Source organism: Pantoea sp. MHSD4, assembly GCF_021043305.1.
GTDB lineage: Bacteria > Pseudomonadota > Gammaproteobacteria > Enterobacterales > Enterobacteriaceae > Pantoea > Pantoea eucalypti.
Window position 1 is genome coordinate 282,611 of sequence record NZ_JAJNDH010000004.1, and the last position, 16,100, is coordinate 298,710.

The following is a 16,100-nucleotide window of genomic DNA, read 5'->3' on the forward strand; positions in this document are numbered from 1 at the left end:
CTTCATTGATGCACCTGAGGAGAATATGGACACCAGAAACTCATCGTCTGAACACCCAAAGAAACATTTCTGGAACAGGAAGCCTAAAGAGCTGACTGTCGACGACATTACCGTGATCGATAACGACATGCTGAAGCGTGCGGTTGGCGCAGCGGCATTAGGTAATGCGATGGAATGGTTCGACTTCGGGGTATACAGCTATCTCGCCGTGATCATCGGCAAAGTCTTTTTCCCTGATGCCAACAACGCGGTTCAGTTGATTGCCACCTTTGGTACGTTCGCAGCGGCCTTCCTGGTGCGTCCGATTGGTGGCCTGGTATTCGGGCCGCTGGGTGACCGTATCGGCCGACAGAAAGTACTGGCGATGACAATGATCATGATGTCGATCGGGACATTCTGTATTGGTCTGATCCCGGCATACTCTTCAATCGGCATCATGGCACCCATTCTGCTGCTGGTGGCCCGCCTGATTCAGGGCTTCTCGACCGGGGGTGAATATGGCGGTGCCGCGACCTTTATCGCCGAGTACTCCACCGATAAACGCCGTGGCTTTATGGGCAGCTTCCTGGAATTCGGGACCATTGGCGGCTATCTGATGGGTGCCAGCCTGGTGACGGTCATGACGACCGTGATGTCCAATGAGGCCATGATGTCCTGGGGCTGGCGCGTGCCGTTCTTTATCGCCGCGCCGCTGGGCCTGTTTGGTCTCTATGTGCGACTGAAGCTGGAAGAGACGCCAGCATTCCAGCAGCATATGGAAAAACAGGAAGCGCTGGAGCAGAGCAAACCGCGTCTGACACTGATGCAGATGCTGAGCAAATACCGTGCGCCGATGATGAAGTGTATTGGTCTGGTGCTGCTGTTTAACGTTTCTAACTATATGCTGACGTCGTACATGCCGAGCTACCTGACCGGGATACTGGGTCTGCCAGAGTTAAGTGGCCTGCTTCTGGTGATGGTGGCGATGTTTGTGATGATGCCGCTGACGCTGCTTTGGGGTCGCTGGACTGACCGTATTGGTCGTCGTCCGGTAATTGCCTTTGGTGCGGTGGGCCTGATTCTCCTCGCTATCCCAAGCTTTATGCTGATCGGGTCCGGGAATATGTGGGCGGTATTTGGCGGACTCATGATTCTGGGTGTGTTGCATACCTGCTTCAGCGGCACCATGCCTTCGACGCTGCCAGCCCTGTTCACCACCGATATCCGTTACAGTGCGCTGGCCATTGGCTTTAACCTGTCAGTTTCCCTGTTTGGTGGTACCACACCGCTGATTACCGCATGGCTGGTGGATACCACTAAAAACACGATGATGCCGGCCTACTACATGATGGGCGCGGGTATCATTGGCCTGCTGACTATTCTGACCGTTCGCGAGACGGCCCGTCAGCCGCTGACCGGTTCTTCCCCTGCGGTGGCGACTAAGGCAGAAGCACATCGATTAATCGACAAGCTGCGCAAACGAAATAAACCCGCCGCGACAGCGGGTAAATAAGTGTTCTGACACCCTGCTCTGCAGGGTGTTTTTTTATCTGCGACCGGACGCTCCGCCCACCTTATTTAACCGCCCTTACGCGTGCCACAAGCGTTTCTTTATTCCGGGTGCAGATTATTCATTACTGAAGCGGCCCACTGTGCTGGCCGCCCCCAGCGCATGGCCTTTCAGTTGCGTGACCAACTCTGCCTGGGTTAACCCCGCTTTCAGCTGCCCCACCGGTAAATCGGTGGCGATCAGCACAAAGTTATAGTGATGCAGACCACTGCCTGCTGGCGGGCAAGGCCCGTAATAATGCAGCGTGCCTGGCGTATTTTTTCCACCGGTATAATCCTTGCCCTTTGTCAGCGCCCCCTGCGCAAACGACGTGCGGCTGGCAGGGATGTTATAGGCCACCATGTGCGTGACCCCCAGCCCTTTGGCCCCGACCGGATCGGTCATCAGCAGCGCAAAACTGCGGGTTCCCGCAGGCGCAGCAGACCAGTTGAGTTGAGGAGAAATATTCTCACCGGTACAGGAAGGGTTACTTTTATTGGCACCGGCAAACTTTTTATCCAGTAGCGCATTATCACTGAAGTCTTGTGATTGCAGCGTAAACACCGACGCCGCCAGCGTAGTCATTGGCAAAACGGCCAGCACCGTCGCGCAGAGTAATTTTTTCACCAGCTACTCCTTATCAGATTAATCAAGAGATTATGTCCCGGATGGATTGCGTCACTGCCTGTTTACTATAACGGCTTTAATACGATTGACCCGACTGACCGCCCGTTCAGGAGTAAGAAAACGGCAAATCTATGATCTCCGTCGCGCTGGCTGATAGTGCTGACGCGTTGCCCTATGGCGTATTACCCGATATAAGTTAACTCCTCTGGCTGAAGTTTCGCCTGAATCATCGTCACTGTCACCGATAAGTGGACACTATGCAGATTGAAGACCTTCGGATTTACGTTGCCGTGATGCATGCTGGCAACTTTACTGCAGCGGCTGAGCATCTGATGTTATCGAAACAGTATGTCAGCCGCCGCATGGCCGCGCTGGAGGCGTCATTGGGAGTACGACTGCTGATACGCAATACCCGTAAGCTGTCTGTAACCGATGCAGGTTTATTGTTCGCGCAACATGCTCAGCGCATTCTGGATGAGATTCAGGAAGCAGAGCTGGCAGTGTCTGAGCAGCAGCAGGCGCTGCGTGGCACCTTCCGCATTAATATGCCGATGTCCTTTGGTATGAGCCACCTGTCGCCGCTGATCGCCGAGTTCCTCAGCCACCACCCGGCATTGCAGTTTCAGATTGAGCTGGCGGATCGCTATGCGGATGTCATTGGCGAAGGCGTGGACATGGCGATACGCATCGGCACCCTGGCGGACTCAACGCTGATTGCCCGTCCGCTGGGCGAGCTGAAGCGGGTTATCTGCTGCAGCCCCCGCTATCTGGAACGTGCAGGCACACCGCAGCAGCCAGAAGCCCTGCTGCAACACGCCTGTCTGCGCTACGGACGTGAAGGTCAGAATGGCTGGGAATTGCAGGTGAATGGTAAACCGAAGTGGCTGGCGGTGCAGGGGCCGATGGTGAGTAACAATGGTGAGGTCCTGCGTGATGCCGCACTGGCAGGCTTAGGACTGGTATTGTTACCCGCCTTTATCGTTGAGACTGCCCTGCAACGCGGTGAACTGGTGACCGTGCTGGACGACTATCTGCCGTCCCCGCTCTCACTAAATGCGGTTTACCCGCAGCACCGTCAGCGCAGCGAAGTAAACCGCCAGTTACTAGCCTTTCTTCAGAGGCGTTTGGCGCCATAGGTGTGCCGGAAAGTTTAAAGCTGTTTTAACGCTGCAAACACTCTGGCCACCGCGACGGCACCCGGATCGGACACGCCGTTGAGGTTAGCACTGTTAAGATAAGATGATCGGCCCGCTTTTGCTTTCCCCATGCTGGCGGTTGCATCACTGCCCTGCTGTGCCGCATCAGCCGCATCAGTCAGCGATTTACCCGCCACCAGCGCTTCGATGGCCGGTTGCAGCGCATCAATCAGCGTGCGATCCCCGGGTTGTGCCCCGCCATACTGTTTCATCTTGTCCAGACCCTGCAGCAAGGCTGCGGGCAGTGCACCACCTTCCGCCAGCTGCTGCGCGGCAGCGGTGAAAAAGATCGCCATCAGCACGCCGCTGGAGCCGCCCATCACCGTCGCCAGTCGTTCACCCGTCACCGCGAGCAGATCCGGTAAGGCATTTAACGGCAGCTTGTTATCCGCACATTCACGCTGGATCTGACGCGCACCTGCAGCAAAGGTCGAGCCGGTATCGCCATCGCCCACCTGGGCATCCAGTTTATTCAGCTCGCTTTCGCTGGCGATCAGGGTTGAACAGATGCTGTCAACGAAAGCCGCCACCGTCGGGTTATCAGAGGGTTGGGCCGTCTGTGCTGTTGCCTCTCTGGGGGCAATAACAGGCTGCAGAGGCGCAATTTTAACAGCCGGAACCCAGCCGCTGACCTCTACCGGCGCGCAGATTGCCTCCTCGAACAGCGGTGTCAACGTCATGGAGGTGACGGAAAAGCCTTTCATGTCCAGCGCGGTCATCAGCGGAGCCGGGCCAATCAGATAATCACTGCCCCGGCTGAGCGGCGACTCAATCAGGTCCCGCGTTACCAGACTCATCTCCAGCGCGGACATGCCACCAAGATTATTGACTAACAGCGCGCGTGGCTGATCGTTGTCCGGCACCACTTTCTCCAGCAGATGCTGCACAATCTGCTGACTGTTTTGCGTCTGCATTACGTCAACACCCGGTTCGCCGTGAATCCCCAGCCCCATTTCAACGCTGCCGTCTGGCACCCGCTGGCCGGTCTGCTCATCCGGCAGATGGCAGCTTGAGAGCGCAACGCCCATAGTGGCGATAGCACGACTGGCTGACTCTGCTGCCTCGGTCACCGCCGCCAGGTCATCCCCCCTTTCTGCGACGAAGCCCGCCACTTTATGCACCAGCAACGTGCCCGCTACGCCGCGTGGCTGAGGGTTATCGGGCAACGCAACATCATCACCGACAATCACCATAGTGACGCTGAATCCCGCTTTACGCGCTTTTTCTGCTGCCAGACCGAAGTTGAGTCGATCCCCGGTGTAGTTTTTCACAATCAGCAGACATCCTGCCTCACCGGTAATATTGATGATGGCGTTGTAAACCGCGTCCACGCTGGGAGAAGCAAACACATCGCCACAGACGGCCGCCGTCAGCATCCCTTTGCCGATAAAACCGACATGCGCCGGTTCATGGCCTGAACCGCCACCGGAAATCAGCGCGACCTGCTGTTTTTGCCAGTCATTACGCATCACGATGCGAATGCGCGGATCGACCTGCAACCGGACCAGATTGCGCCACGGGCTGGCGTAAATCATGCCATCTAACGCGCTGTCGACGAGATCATCCTTTTTATTCATTACGAATCGGGTCATGTATTCTTTCCTCATAGGCATGCGGGTTTGCTGATGAAGCAGTGTTACATACCACTGACGACTGTGAGAAATCCATCAACAGGTCTATAGCCTGATTTCAGACATACCGCACGAAAACCAGCGGGCACAGGCGCAGCGATTTTTACTAATTGATTGATTTTTATCAAATGTCTTTACCTGAAAGTGAGAGGGTCTGCGCAGAACATCCACCGGAGATCACGGATGTTAAAAATCCATTTGTTAACAGAGGATGTTTTAATGACCCAACGTATGATTCTCAATGAAACCGCCTGGTTTGGTGCTGGTGCTTTGCGCCATTTGCCGGAAGAGGTACAACGTCGCGGGATGCGAAAAGCACTGATCGTTACTGACAAAGCGCTGGTCGCGGCGGGTGCGCTGAAACGGGTGACTGATCTGCTGGCGCACCATCAGCTTGACTGGGCGGTGTATGATGAGGTGGTGCCGAATCCTACCATTCGGGTTGTGCAGAAGGGTGTTGCGGTGTTCAGAGAGTCAGATGCCGACTACCTGATAGCCATCGGTGGCGGCTCACCACAGGATACCAGCAAGGCGATCGGCATTATTATTAATAACCCTGAGTTTGAAGATGTCCGCAGTCTGGAAGGCGCCAGCCCCACCCGCCATCCGTGTGTGCCAATCATCGCCATCCCGACCACGGCAGGCACAGCCGCAGAAGTGACGATTAATTACGTCATTACTGATGAAGAGAAGCGCCGTAAGTTTGTCTGTGTCGATCCTCATGACATTCCGAAAGTGGCGATCATTGATGCGGAGATGATGGCGAGCATGCCAGCTTCGCTGAAGGCTGCGACGGGTATTGATGCCTTAACCCATGCCATTGAAGGCTACATCACACGCGGCGCCTGGCCCCTGACCGATATGCTGCACCTCAAAGCCATTGAGATTATCAGCCAGTCACTGCGCAAATCGGTGGCAGGAAATATTGAGGCGGTTGAGCAGATGGCGCTGGGACAATATGTGGCCGGTATGGGTTTCTCCAATGTCGGCCTTGGTCTGGTGCATGGCATGGCACACCCGCTTGGCGCGTTTTATAACGTCCCGCACGGTGTAGCGAACGCTATTCTGCTGCCGCAGGTGATGGCGTGGAATGCCTCCTGCACAGGCGAAAAATATCGCGATGTTGCCCGCGCAATGGGTGTAAAACAGGTCGAGTCATTATCGCTGGATCAGGCGCGGGAAGCGGCGGTCGCCGCGGTTCGTCAGCTCTGTCGCGATGTGGGTATTCCCCGCTCGCTGCGTGAAGTGGGCTTAAAAGAAGTGGATATCCCAGCACTGGCACAGGCGGCGCTGGATGATGTCTGCACTGGCGGCAACCCACGGACTCCGGACCTGGAGGAAGTGATGGCGTTATATCACCAGAGTTAAGTCACACCCCTTGGCGCTGTAATATATTGCCCGCACTCGCTGGCGGGCTTTTTACATCCTGCAAACGAATAACAGAGAAGTATTCGCCAGCGGTTGTAGGAATGCATTTGCGGCGGCAGCAAAGGTTTTAGCGGCATTTTTCGGCCGGGTTTCAGCCTGAAATCGCCTGATGTGATAGTTCAGTTCAGAGTCCGAATTGCGCGCTTAATCCATGATTTCTTTAGATCCTAAACCGCGCACCTCTTGATCTGGATCACAAAAATCCGCATCATGCGCAGCGAAAACCTTAATGACGCTGCGGAGATTACGATGACACTGTACCAGGGAATGCTCATTTTCTATGCTGTTGTTGCACTGGTCGCTACGCTGATCACGTTCTTCATCGCAAAAGATAAGCTGAGTATCAAACTGCTGAGCGCCTTTTTAGTCGGTGCGACCTGGCCGATGAGTTTTCCTGTCGCCCTGATGTTTGCGCTGTTTTAATTGACAGAATCTCCTTAGCGACCACACTAAGGTAAGACGTCCCTGACCTGCAAACCTGCGATCACCGACGTAACTTTGTTCGTGACGGTTAATAAGGAGCGGCTATGCGCGTTGTCAGTGTGATGATTCTGGTTTCACTTCTTAGTGCATGTAGCGCCAGCGCCCCGTGGCACGCTGAAAAACAGGTTCCCGCAGCCGAAACCCGTCAGCAGACCTGCCAGCCCGGCACCAATCCCAGCCAGAATGACTGCGGTCACTTCCCTGAACCTGAATTTCACTGATCGGTAAAACGGCCAACAGTGCTGCGAGATCGCATTTGCGCTATCTCATAGCATTACAAGGCTTTACACTCCCCTAACCGGTCAGTAGAGTAGCGCCCAGACATCAATTCTGATGCGTAAGCGTTAACGTCAAGCAACGCCCCCGCAGCACTGCTGCCTGTGATGATCCCTGCCATGATGCCTGTACAACACGCCGCTAAATCTCCTACTGCGTTTTCAAGCGCTACGTTTTTTTTGTTCGTCCTGCTGCTTACTGCCGCGAACCTTCGCGCACCTATTACTGTCGCTGGCCCGGTATTGCAGGATATTCGTCAGACGTTTGGACTCACTGCCGGTGAAGCGGGCCTGTTTAATTTTATTCCACTTATCCTCTTTGCCCTGCTCGCCCCACCCGCCGCCTGGCTGGGAAATCAGCTTGGGCTGGAGCGGAGTTTGTGGGGTGCGCTGTGTCTGATCACGGCCGGTTCACTGTTGCGCTGGCACCCCGCCGAAGCAGCACTGTGGGGGGGAACGCTGCTGCTTAGCGCAGGCATTGCCGCCGCCAACGTGTTGTTGCCGCCACTGATTAAACGCGATTTCACCGCCCACACCGCTAAATATATTGGTCTCTATGCTGCAACGATGTCGATCACTGCCAGCCTGGCTTCAGGCATTGCCGTGCCGCTGAGCCAGCTTTCATCGGCCGGCTGGCGACTCTCATTGGTCGTCTGGGCACTGCCCGGGCTGGTGGCGCTGATTGTCTGGCTGCCGCTGTTGCGTCAGCGGCAGTCAACAGTCGCGGCAACCGATGCGCCCGTCGCGTATCGTCATCCCTGGAAATCAGCCGGGGGCTGGCAGATTGCGCTGTTTATGGCGCTGCAGTCGCTGGCATTTTTATACCCTGATCGACTGGTTTGCTATCTTTGCTCAGGACAATGGCTTCAGTCAGACCCGTGCGGGCTGGCTGCTATTCTGGTATCAGGCGATTGCGATCATTGCCAATCTGGGCTGTATGGTGGTTCTGAAGCGGGTTAAAGACGCCCGGCTCACTGCATTTATTGCCTCATCGGGTATTTTCCTTGGCATGCTGGGTTTGATGCTTAATCCGCATTGGGCCGCCATCTGGCTGACTCTGGCTGGACTGGGCGCGGGCGCATCGCTGGTGCTTTGCCTCTCGCTGTTTAATCTGCGAGCCACTCATCACCGCCAGGCCTCGCAACTGTCGGGCATGGCGCAGTGTGTGGGTTATGCACTGGCGGCATTTGGCCCTTTGTTTTTCGGCGTGCTCCATGAGCAGAGCGGTAACTGGACGCTGCCTTTCGGTGTACTGGCCCTGCTGAGCCTGCTACAGATGCTGCTGGCTCCGCTGGCAGCGCAGTCAAAACCTATCAGCTGAACCTGCGGCCCAGCCGCTATCAATTAATGATTCGCTGGTCGCGGATGCGGACAGCAAGAATCGACGGGAGAAGGTAAGTGTCTGAACTGAATAATGCTCTGCTGCAGGCGATCCTGGACCAGGTACGTCCGCTGGTCCATCAGGGAAAGGTGGCTGACTATATTCCTGCGCTGGCGGATGTGGCGGCCGACAATCTGGCGATTGCGGTTTGCCTGCGTGACGGCACGCTCTTTCAGGCAGGTGATGCTGAGACGCGCTTTTCGATTCAGTCGATCTCAAAGGCGCTCTCACTCACTGTGGCACTGACGCGCTATGACGACAGCGAAATCTGGCAGCGGGTCGGCAAAGAGCCCTCAGGTCAGCCTTTTAATTCGCTGGTGCAGCTTGAGCTGGAACAGGGTAAGCCGCGTAACCCTTTCATCAATGCCGGTGCACTGGTGATTTGCGATCTGCTGGAAACCCGTCTGACCGCACCACGGCAGCGAATGCTGGAAATTGTGCGTCAGCTCAGTCAGCAGCCCGATATTAATTATGATCGCCATGTTGCCCGTTCTGAATTTGAACACTCGGCCCGTAATGCAGCCATCGCCTGGTTAATGAAGTCGTTTGGTAATTTTGATAATGATGTCACCAGCGTGATGCAGACCTATTTCCACTATTGCTCACTTTCAATGAACTGCATTGAGCTGGCCCGCACCTTTATCTACCTGGCGAATCAGGGAAAAACGCTGGATGGCAGTCAGATGATCACGCCACGTCAGGCCCGACAGATAAACGCACTGATGATCACCAGCGGGATGTACGATGGCGCAGGCGAGTTCGCATGGCGCGTCGGAATGCCAGCTAAGTCAGGTGTGGGGGGTGGAATTATTGCTATCATTCCCGGCGAGATGAGCATCGCCGTCTGGTCACCTGGGCTGGACAGCGCGGGTAATTCACTGGCGGGAACCGCTGTGCTGGAATTGCTGACTGATAAGCTGGGGCGCTCGATATTTTGATGCTGAGCGAGAATATTTAGCTCGCCGTCATAAAACACGGCGTAATTTCAGGATGTTGGGAAAGCCGTCTGATTTGAAGGGTGCCGCGCACTGGCGATGTGAGGCACCAGTAATTATCAGAGTGCAAAAAATATCTTAGTGTGAAATTTGTGTCAGATCGTCTTCATTCAGACCGGTCATCTGCATAACCGTGTTGCGATCCATACCATTCATCAGCAGGTTACGCGCAATTCTCAGGCTCGCGCCACGAACACCTTCTTTTCGTCCCTGTTCGATGCCCTGTTCAATACCCTGTTCGATGCCTTTCTCAAGACCTATCTGCTCAAGCTGTTGTGCAATAGTCATAAGTGCGTTCTCGTGTTGGGGCACACGCCGTGCCAGCTCCCGTACAAAGGCTTTGGCGTCTGATGTTTCGCCCGCCTGTACCATGTAGTGTACCAGCGATATCACCTGTGATGAAGAGTGATCGCCTGCCATCAAAATGGATACCAGCCTGTCCATCAGCTCTGTCAGATCTCGCTGCCGGATGTGCTTTTGCAACAGGGTCAGAGCCGCCATGTTGCGGTGTTGCATGATCTCATCGTCAGGAATCACCGTGACATCGATCAGCGGAAAACTGTGGCTGTAAAGCCTGTCCGCCAGCACCGGGTCATCAAACTCATCCAGCCACCGGGTCGAATAGGGATAGGGCGTGCGTCTGCCGGTGTAAAACAGGATGGGTATCACCAGCGGCAATGTCTTATGCCCGGCTTCCAGATGGCGCTGCATAGCTGCCACTGCATAGCGCATCAGCCGAAATGCCATGTGTTTGTCAGGTGCTGACTGATGCTCAATAAGTACATGGATATATCCATCGCCAGCGGTTGTTTTAAGACTGTAAAGCACGTCGCTGAAGTACTGCCGAAGGTCATCCTCCACAAACGACCCCGACTCCAGCTTCAGGGTGCTGAGATCACAGCGTACGCGCAGCTCCGGCGGCAGGTGCAGCGCCATAAAATCCCGGGCAATATCCGGCTGAGTCAGAAATTGCCGGAATGTCGCATCATGAGGTGTGGGTGTGCTGTTCTTCTTTTTCACTGGCCAGAATCCTTTCTGTTCCTGAAGCGCTTACAACGGCTGAGTCAGCCAGTAAAAGGCGCTAATTCCTGTCGCGCACGCACGTTTAGTCACTGATGGAGATAACGAAACTAATAGCCTGATTAATAACCACTGTAAAACGTGTCACCTGAATTCTACGAGGTTGCTCTGAATATCAACGCATGTCAGACATTAAAACTATTTCCGCAAGGCCCGACTCACCACATTAACCGGCTCGCCCTGCATAAAGGCCGCGATATTGGCCATCACGCCAGTCACCAGATTCTCCACACCGCTGCGACTCGCCCAGGCAATGTGCGGCGTCAGCAGCAGAGTTGGCAGATCCGCCAGCAGCGGATTGTCGGGCGCGGGCGGCTCGCTGCTCAGCACATCCAGCGCCGCGCCCCCAATGACACCCTGTTTTAACGCCTTAGCGAGGTCGGCTTCGTTAATCAGTCCGCCGCGCGCGGTATTGATTAGCAGCGTATGCGGTTTCATTTTCTCCAGCGCCTGACGATCGATCATCTGACGAGTGCTGTCACTCAACGGGCAGTGAAGCGAAATAATATCGCTTGTCGCGAGCATCTGTTCGAAGCTGACATAACCCTCACGCACCCTGTCACTGCCTTTACGCTCGGCATACTGCACCTGCATACCCAGCGCCTTAGCCAGCCTGCCGACCGCCTGGCCAATGTCGCCCTTGCCCACGATACCCAGCATTGCGCCGCCAATATCCCCTATCGGCTGACGATGCAGACAGAAGTGCTGAGCCTGCGGCCAGTCGATGCGGGTATTGCTGGCGTAAGCCATCATCTGACGGCGCAGGGCAAAAATCGCGGCGATAACCGCCTCTGAAACGCTCTGGGTGGAGTAACCAGGAACATTACTGACCACAATACCGCGTGTATGACAGGCATCGAGATCAATACAGTCATATCCGGTCGCCGCGACACAAATAAAGCGCAGATCGGGTAAGAGTTTTAAGGTGTCGGCACGCAACGGCACTTTATTGGTGATCGCGACCGTGGCGCCCGTAAGCGCCGACACGATTTCACTGACCGAAGTCTGTGCACGAATTTCCCAGTCAGCATTCTGCTTTCCGGTCGGCAGTGAAACAGGCAGCGTGTCGCCATCCAGCATGACAATTTTCATTCTTAGTCCTTTATGGGTTCGGTTTAACTGCAGCCGAAACATTAATGTTATTTGTATGTGTTCTGGTGGTAACAACTACGTTAAATGATGCTGAAATTAAAGTGAATATGTTCAAAGAGTGCGAATTTTCTCGCTACAGAAGCCACTTTATTTAACCCTTTTATCCCCTTCGCGTTACACTGCCGCCCTGAATTCTGACCCCAAATGCCTGTTAAAATCATGCAGAGATCTGACATCCGACAGCGACTCACAGCCGGTATTGCGATACTGGCCGTGCTGCTGTTGTTTGTTGCCCCGATGATCTCTAAAAATCTGGCTGAACATCGCGCCATGATGCAGGATGCCTCTGCCATGAGCGCAGAGATGCCCATGATGGATCATCACAGCGAGATGGCGATGGCGGATCACGGGATGATGATGGGTTCGGGCTTTGCCTGTGGTTACTGCGATTTGCTGGTTCATGTGCCGCTGATGCTATGGGTCTTTATCCCGTTCATCTGGTGGATGTGCCTGATAAGCCGCGCCCCGCCTCCTTCTGCCATTAATCCGCCGCAATGGCGACGATTACTGCGCCTTCACCGACCGCGTGCGCCACCCTGTTTTGCGTCACACCGACTGCTAACTGATTCGATTGCGTGACAACGTCACCAGATCGCCTTTGTCTTTTGAAAAGTGTGGAATGCTATGTCCTCTAATCGGGAAATGTCCCCTGCACCACGCGGCACTGTTTTTAACCTGTTTCGCCGCCTGCATTTTTATATTGGCCTGTTTATTGCGCCGTTTATTTTCGTCGCCGCTCTCACCGGTACGCTCTACGTTCTTACGCCGCAGCTGGAACAGGCGATTTACCACGATGCCCTGACCACTGACGCGCAGGGTGTCGCACAACCGCTGTCAGCTCAGATTGCCGCTGCCCGTGCCCGTGCCGGTGAGTCCGCGCGCATTTACGCCGTGCGTCCCGCACCAGGCCCGCTGGATACAACCCGGGTGCAGTTTGCTGAGCCTCAGTTGGGTCCATCTGAGTCGCGCTCGCTGTTTATCGATCCCTACACCCTGCAGGTGAAAGGCGATATGACGGTCTATGGCACCAGCGGTGTGTTGCCGCTGCGAATGTGGCTGGATCAGCTGCATCGCGGCCTGTTGCTGGGAGATTTTGGTCGCAATTACAGTGAACTGGCGGCTTCGTGGCTGTGGGTCGCCGCGCTGGGTGGACTCGTTTTATGGGCCGGCACGCGGCCACCACGACACCGTAAAAAAGCGCTGAGTGGCTTTGCAGCAACGCGTCACTGGCACGTCACGCTGGGTCTGATTCTGGCCATCGGCCTGGTGTTCTTTTCAGTCACGGGGCTGACCTGGTCACAGTGGGCGGGCAACAACATTGATAAGATGCGCAGCGACTTCGGCTGGACAACGCCGCAGGTTAACACCGCGCTGAATGGTAACGTTCCTGCCGAAGCCGCCGATCCCCATGCTGACCATCGCGGTGCGATGGAAGGAATGACGATGTCCGGGATGACCATGCCAGCGAAAACCGCGCCGCCGGTGATCCTGAATCAGCCGAATGCCAGCTGGGATCAGGCCCTGGCGGCTGCACGTCAGGCCGGACTTCACGCCACAAAACTGGAACTGCGCCAGCCTAAGAACGCTGAACAGGCATGGACAGTGTCAGAGATTGATCGCAGCTGGCCGAGCCAGGTCGATGCAGTTTCCATCAATCCGGTTAATTTCAGCGTGGTCGATCGCGTTGAGTTCGCCAGCTTCCCGCTGGTGGCGAAACTGACCCGCTGGGGCGTGGATGCCCATATGGGCGTGCTGTTTGGCCTGCCCAACCAGCTGATTCTGGCGCTGTTTGGCTTTGGTCTCTGCACAATGATTGTGCTGGGCTACCGCATGTGGTGGATACGTCGCCCGGCTGTTCCTCAGCTCAGCCCATCGCAGACGCTGTTGTCCGCCTGGCTGTCACTGCCGCGCTACGCACAGGGTACCAGTCTGATTGTCATGCTGGCCCTGGGCTATGCCCTGCCCGTTATGGGTGTCAGCCTGATAGTGCTGATTTTGCTGGATATTCAGCGCTGGCGCAGTGCGCAGCGAGCCGCTATCGTTCAGGTGGAAATCGCCCCGGATAAGCAGTCGCCGCTGGCTATCGTTCAGTCGCGCTTCGCCGGTAAACGTAAAGAGATGCGTTATTTTCTGCGCAGCGTCACGGTGCTGGCGCTGATTGTCATCTCGGTAATGGCAAATGCGATGATTGGTGGCGTGATTGATCAGTATCAGATCCCTTTCAGCCACTGGTCACTGACTATGTATATCACTCAGGCGATGATGATCCTGCTCTACTCCACCGTCTTTACCGGGCTGTTGTCGATTCCACTCTGGTATTTCTTTCTGGGTGAAAGTGACGAACAGGGCAAGTAGGCTGCCAGCACGGCAAATTGTCTATTATTCAAAATAACTGACGAAGCCGGGCAAATCCCCCGGCTTCTCATTTTACGTCTGAGGTCTATGATCGTTGTTATTGGTCACTTTATTTAAGAGCTAATCATGAACATTGTGCGAGCAAATCCTGAGCAACTTTTTGAGTACGGTCCTTTCACCGTTCGTCGCCAGCGGCCCGGCGCTGCCCTGAGCCCGCTGATCAGTGTTGACCTGATGTCGTTAAAACTGGATGCCCGGATTCCGATGCAGCAGCATCAGAATGAAGAAGTGTTCACTTACCTTTGGCGCGGTTCGATGCAACATCAGGACAGCAACGGCGAGCGCACACAGCTCTCTGCAAAGAAAGTGATGGTGGTCAATGCGGGTGAAGGTGTTCAGTACGAAGAGTCGGTGCCGCTGTATGAAGCGGAGTTGTTGCAGGCTGTGATTCGGCCTTCACAGCCGGGCGGGGAAGCGATGACTCAGGTGCTGGAACGCGACCAGGGCATTATGACCAACGGCTGGACCGAACTGGCCGGGCCAGAAACGTCTGACGCGCCACTGGAACTGCGCCAGGAGGTCTATATCTACGACACGCTGCTGGCGCGCAACCATACGCTCAATGTGCCTTCAATGCCGGGATTTGTCGCTTATCTCACCGTGCTTGAAGGCATTATCCGCGTGGGCGATCACCGTCTGGGTCGTGGAGACGCAGTCAGCGGGCTGGATGACACCATTGAAATCGTGGGCGACCGTGAGGCTAATCTGGTCTGTTTCCTGGTGAAGCCCGATAATTTTGCATAAGAAAGCGCGGGACTATCCCCGCGCTGATTAAAGCGTTTTACGTTGCTGCCTCGCCTGAACCCGTTTATAGGCATGATCAAACTGACAGACATCGTCGCGCAGCCAGTGACGCTGCGTCAGCGGGGCATCATCCAGCGCCTGTGGCAGCGGCACGCCTCCCAGCGATCCCCGACAGCAAAAGGCGCGCGCCAGCGTTGGAGTTGCGATGCCAATATAACGGGCAAATTCAGGTAGCGTCATCAGTGTTGTACTCATTTCACACCTCCAGTAATCAGATCTTCCCCGCTATTTTGACTCCAGTTATTAAATGCCTTTATTGATCTGAAACATAGATGTGATACTAATCTTCTGCCTGCTGATGAGTTAGCTGGCCTACCGTAAACCAAAAAGAAGTGAGGACCCTGTGCGCCATTATGGATTGATGATAGCCCTTCTTTTTTCGGGTTTCGCCACTGCCCACACCCTGAAAACGGGTTTTCCTGTCCCCACCGTCTATGTCGCCGACAAAGGCGAAATGGTGCTGAAACAGGGCGACATTCATTATCAGCGCTGGAACAGTCAGACTCTGACCGGAAAAGTGCGTCTGGTGATTCATGTGGCGGGTCGTCTCTCTGCGAAAGATCAGAGCGAGCCTTTAATCAATGCCATTCAGCAGGCCCGACTGCCGCGAGACCGTTTCCAGACCACCACCATCGTCAATACTGACGATGCTCTGCCCGGCAGTGCCATTTTTGTAGTGCGCAGCATTGCGTCCAGTAAAAAGGCTGACCCATGGCAGCAATTCATTATCGACAGCAGTGGCGTTACCGCTCACAGCTGGCATCTTCTGCCGGAAAACGCGTCAGTGGCCGTCATTGATCCGAAGGGAATTGTGCGTTTCGCCAAAGATGGCGCATTATCTGACGAGGATGTCGCCAGCGTGATAAAAACGCTGCGCGCATTACTGGGTTGATTCAGGCAGAATGCCCCGTTAATTATCGACGTTAAATACGGAATGCTGCTGAATTTACCGACATTTTTATCTCTGTGAACTACGCTTAGTTGTAATGGAATTACCCGCCGTTCTTTGAAAACCTGCCCACTATGCAAGGGCAGTCGGGGACGATTATTGAAGATGGCATCGAAGAATTTCGACCTGCTGTGACTTCCTCTGTAGATAAGGACA

General features: G+C 55.0%; 15 protein-coding genes and 1 pseudogene. 11 read left to right on the top strand and 5 right to left on the bottom strand.

What is annotated here, in order from left to right; all coding sequences use genetic code 11:
* Positions 1 to 25 precede the first annotated feature (25 nt).
* Positions 26 to 1,492 carry a glycine betaine/L-proline transporter ProP gene (proP, locus tag LQK91_RS14310; RefSeq protein WP_039661383.1) on the top strand — a complete coding sequence of 489 codons (1,467 nt, stop codon included), beginning with the start codon at positions 26 to 28 and terminating at the stop codon, positions 1,490 to 1,492.
* Between the two features lie 114 nt (positions 1,493 to 1,606).
* Here the strand turns inward: proP and LQK91_RS14315 are convergent, their stop codons facing one another.
* A complete protein-coding gene (locus LQK91_RS14315; protein ID WP_105099690.1) occupies positions 1,607 to 2,155 on the bottom strand; it encodes a YbhB/YbcL family Raf kinase inhibitor-like protein in 549 nt (182 codons plus the stop codon).
* A gap of 257 nt (positions 2,156 to 2,412) precedes the next feature.
* Here LQK91_RS14315 and LQK91_RS14320 point away from each other — a divergent pair, with 257 nt between their 5' ends.
* A complete protein-coding gene (locus LQK91_RS14320) occupies positions 2,413 to 3,291 on the top strand; it encodes a LysR family transcriptional regulator (RefSeq protein ID WP_105099689.1) in 879 nt (292 codons plus the stop codon).
* 14 nt (positions 3,292 to 3,305) lie between these two features.
* On the opposite strand, the gene LQK91_RS14325 is transcribed toward LQK91_RS14320, so the two are convergent.
* Positions 3,306 to 4,943 carry a dihydroxyacetone kinase subunit DhaK gene (locus tag LQK91_RS14325; RefSeq protein WP_105099688.1) on the bottom strand — a complete coding sequence of 546 codons (1,638 nt, stop codon included), beginning with the start codon at positions 4,941 to 4,943 and terminating at the stop codon, positions 3,306 to 3,308.
* Positions 4,944 to 5,201: 258 nt separating this feature from the next.
* On the opposite strand from LQK91_RS14325, the gene fucO reads away from it, so the two are divergent.
* The 5 genes and pseudogenes from fucO (at position 5,202) to glsB (ending at position 9,487) form a co-directional block, all read left to right on the top strand.
* Complete coding sequence (gene fucO, locus LQK91_RS14330; RefSeq protein WP_033762474.1) at positions 5,202 to 6,350, top strand: lactaldehyde reductase; 1,149 nt, start codon at positions 5,202 to 5,204, stop codon at positions 6,348 to 6,350.
* Between the two features lie 309 nt (positions 6,351 to 6,659).
* Positions 6,660 to 6,833, top strand: a complete 174-nt coding sequence (locus tag LQK91_RS14335) for a GhoT/OrtT family toxin (protein WP_008924737.1) — start codon at positions 6,660 to 6,662, stop codon at positions 6,831 to 6,833.
* Between the two features lie 104 nt (positions 6,834 to 6,937).
* Entirely contained in the window at positions 6,938 to 7,114 is a 177-nt protein-coding gene (locus LQK91_RS14340) for a hypothetical protein (protein ID WP_008924738.1), read from the top strand.
* A 174-nt stretch (positions 7,115 to 7,288) separates the two neighbouring features.
* Positions 7,289 to 8,489: pseudogene (locus LQK91_RS14345) on the top strand (CynX/NimT family MFS transporter).
* 77 nt (positions 8,490 to 8,566) lie between these two features.
* Positions 8,567 to 9,487, top strand: coding sequence for a glutaminase B (glsB, locus tag LQK91_RS14350; RefSeq protein WP_008924740.1), 921 nt, complete (start codon positions 8,567 to 8,569; stop codon positions 9,485 to 9,487).
* Positions 9,488 to 9,622: 135 nt separating this feature from the next.
* Here glsB and LQK91_RS14355 read toward each other — a convergent pair whose 3' ends face one another.
* Both LQK91_RS14355 and LQK91_RS14360 read right to left on the bottom strand, forming a co-directional pair.
* Complete coding sequence (locus tag LQK91_RS14355; protein ID WP_105099687.1) at positions 9,623 to 10,564, bottom strand: Rpn family recombination-promoting nuclease/putative transposase; 942 nt, start codon at positions 10,562 to 10,564, stop codon at positions 9,623 to 9,625.
* A 198-nt stretch (positions 10,565 to 10,762) separates the two neighbouring features.
* Complete coding sequence (locus tag LQK91_RS14360) at positions 10,763 to 11,716, bottom strand: D-2-hydroxyacid dehydrogenase (RefSeq protein WP_105099686.1); 954 nt, start codon at positions 11,714 to 11,716, stop codon at positions 10,763 to 10,765.
* 219 nt (positions 11,717 to 11,935) lie between these two features.
* Here LQK91_RS14360 and LQK91_RS14365 point away from each other — a divergent pair, with 219 nt between their 5' ends.
* The 3 genes from LQK91_RS14365 (at position 11,936) to LQK91_RS14375 (ending at position 14,935) form a co-directional block, all read left to right on the top strand.
* Positions 11,936 to 12,355: a DUF2946 domain-containing protein gene (locus tag LQK91_RS14365; protein WP_008924742.1), complete on the top strand. Its 420-nt coding sequence runs from the start codon at positions 11,936 to 11,938 to the stop codon at positions 12,353 to 12,355.
* Positions 12,356 to 12,400: 45 nt separating this feature from the next.
* On the top strand, positions 12,401 to 14,131 hold the full coding sequence (locus tag LQK91_RS14370) for a DUF2534 family protein (RefSeq protein WP_039661378.1): 1,731 nt from the start codon (positions 12,401 to 12,403) through the stop codon (positions 14,129 to 14,131).
* Positions 14,132 to 14,257: 126 nt separating this feature from the next.
* Positions 14,258 to 14,935, top strand: coding sequence for a pirin family protein (locus LQK91_RS14375; RefSeq protein WP_008924744.1), 678 nt, complete (start codon positions 14,258 to 14,260; stop codon positions 14,933 to 14,935).
* Between the two features lie 27 nt (positions 14,936 to 14,962).
* On the opposite strand, the gene LQK91_RS14380 is transcribed toward LQK91_RS14375, so the two are convergent.
* Entirely contained in the window at positions 14,963 to 15,190 is a 228-nt protein-coding gene (locus LQK91_RS14380; RefSeq protein WP_003851555.1) for a hypothetical protein, read from the bottom strand.
* Positions 15,191 to 15,356: 166 nt separating this feature from the next.
* On the opposite strand from LQK91_RS14380, the gene LQK91_RS14385 reads away from it, so the two are divergent.
* Positions 15,357 to 15,887, top strand: a complete 531-nt coding sequence (locus LQK91_RS14385) for a YtfJ family protein (protein ID WP_105099685.1) — start codon at positions 15,357 to 15,359, stop codon at positions 15,885 to 15,887.
* The last annotated feature ends 213 nt before the right edge of the window (positions 15,888 to 16,100 follow it).

Coding starts and splice junctions, on each gene's coding strand:
- LQK91_RS14375 (WP_008924744.1), top strand. CDS start 14,258: ATGAACATTGTGCGAGCAAATCCTGAGCAACTTTTTGAGTACGGTCCT.
- proP (WP_039661383.1), top strand. CDS start 26: ATGGACACCAGAAACTCATCGTCTGAACACCCAAAGAAACATTTCTGG.
- LQK91_RS14320 (WP_105099689.1), top strand. CDS start 2,413: ATGCAGATTGAAGACCTTCGGATTTACGTTGCCGTGATGCATGCTGGC.
- LQK91_RS14380 (WP_003851555.1), bottom strand. CDS start 15,190: ATGAGTACAACACTGATGACGCTACCTGAATTTGCCCGTTATATTGGC.
- LQK91_RS14365 (WP_008924742.1), top strand. CDS start 11,936: ATGCAGAGATCTGACATCCGACAGCGACTCACAGCCGGTATTGCGATA.
- fucO (WP_033762474.1), top strand. CDS start 5,202: ATGACCCAACGTATGATTCTCAATGAAACCGCCTGGTTTGGTGCTGGT.
- LQK91_RS14360 (WP_105099686.1), bottom strand. CDS start 11,716: ATGAAAATTGTCATGCTGGATGGCGACACGCTGCCTGTTTCACTGCCG.
- LQK91_RS14385 (WP_105099685.1), top strand. CDS start 15,357: ATGATAGCCCTTCTTTTTTCGGGTTTCGCCACTGCCCACACCCTGAAA.
- LQK91_RS14325 (WP_105099688.1), bottom strand. CDS start 4,943: ATGACCCGATTCGTAATGAATAAAAAGGATGATCTCGTCGACAGCGCG.
- LQK91_RS14340 (WP_008924738.1), top strand. CDS start 6,938: ATGCGCGTTGTCAGTGTGATGATTCTGGTTTCACTTCTTAGTGCATGT.
- LQK91_RS14370 (WP_039661378.1), top strand. CDS start 12,401: ATGTCCTCTAATCGGGAAATGTCCCCTGCACCACGCGGCACTGTTTTT.
- LQK91_RS14335 (WP_008924737.1), top strand. CDS start 6,660: ATGACACTGTACCAGGGAATGCTCATTTTCTATGCTGTTGTTGCACTG.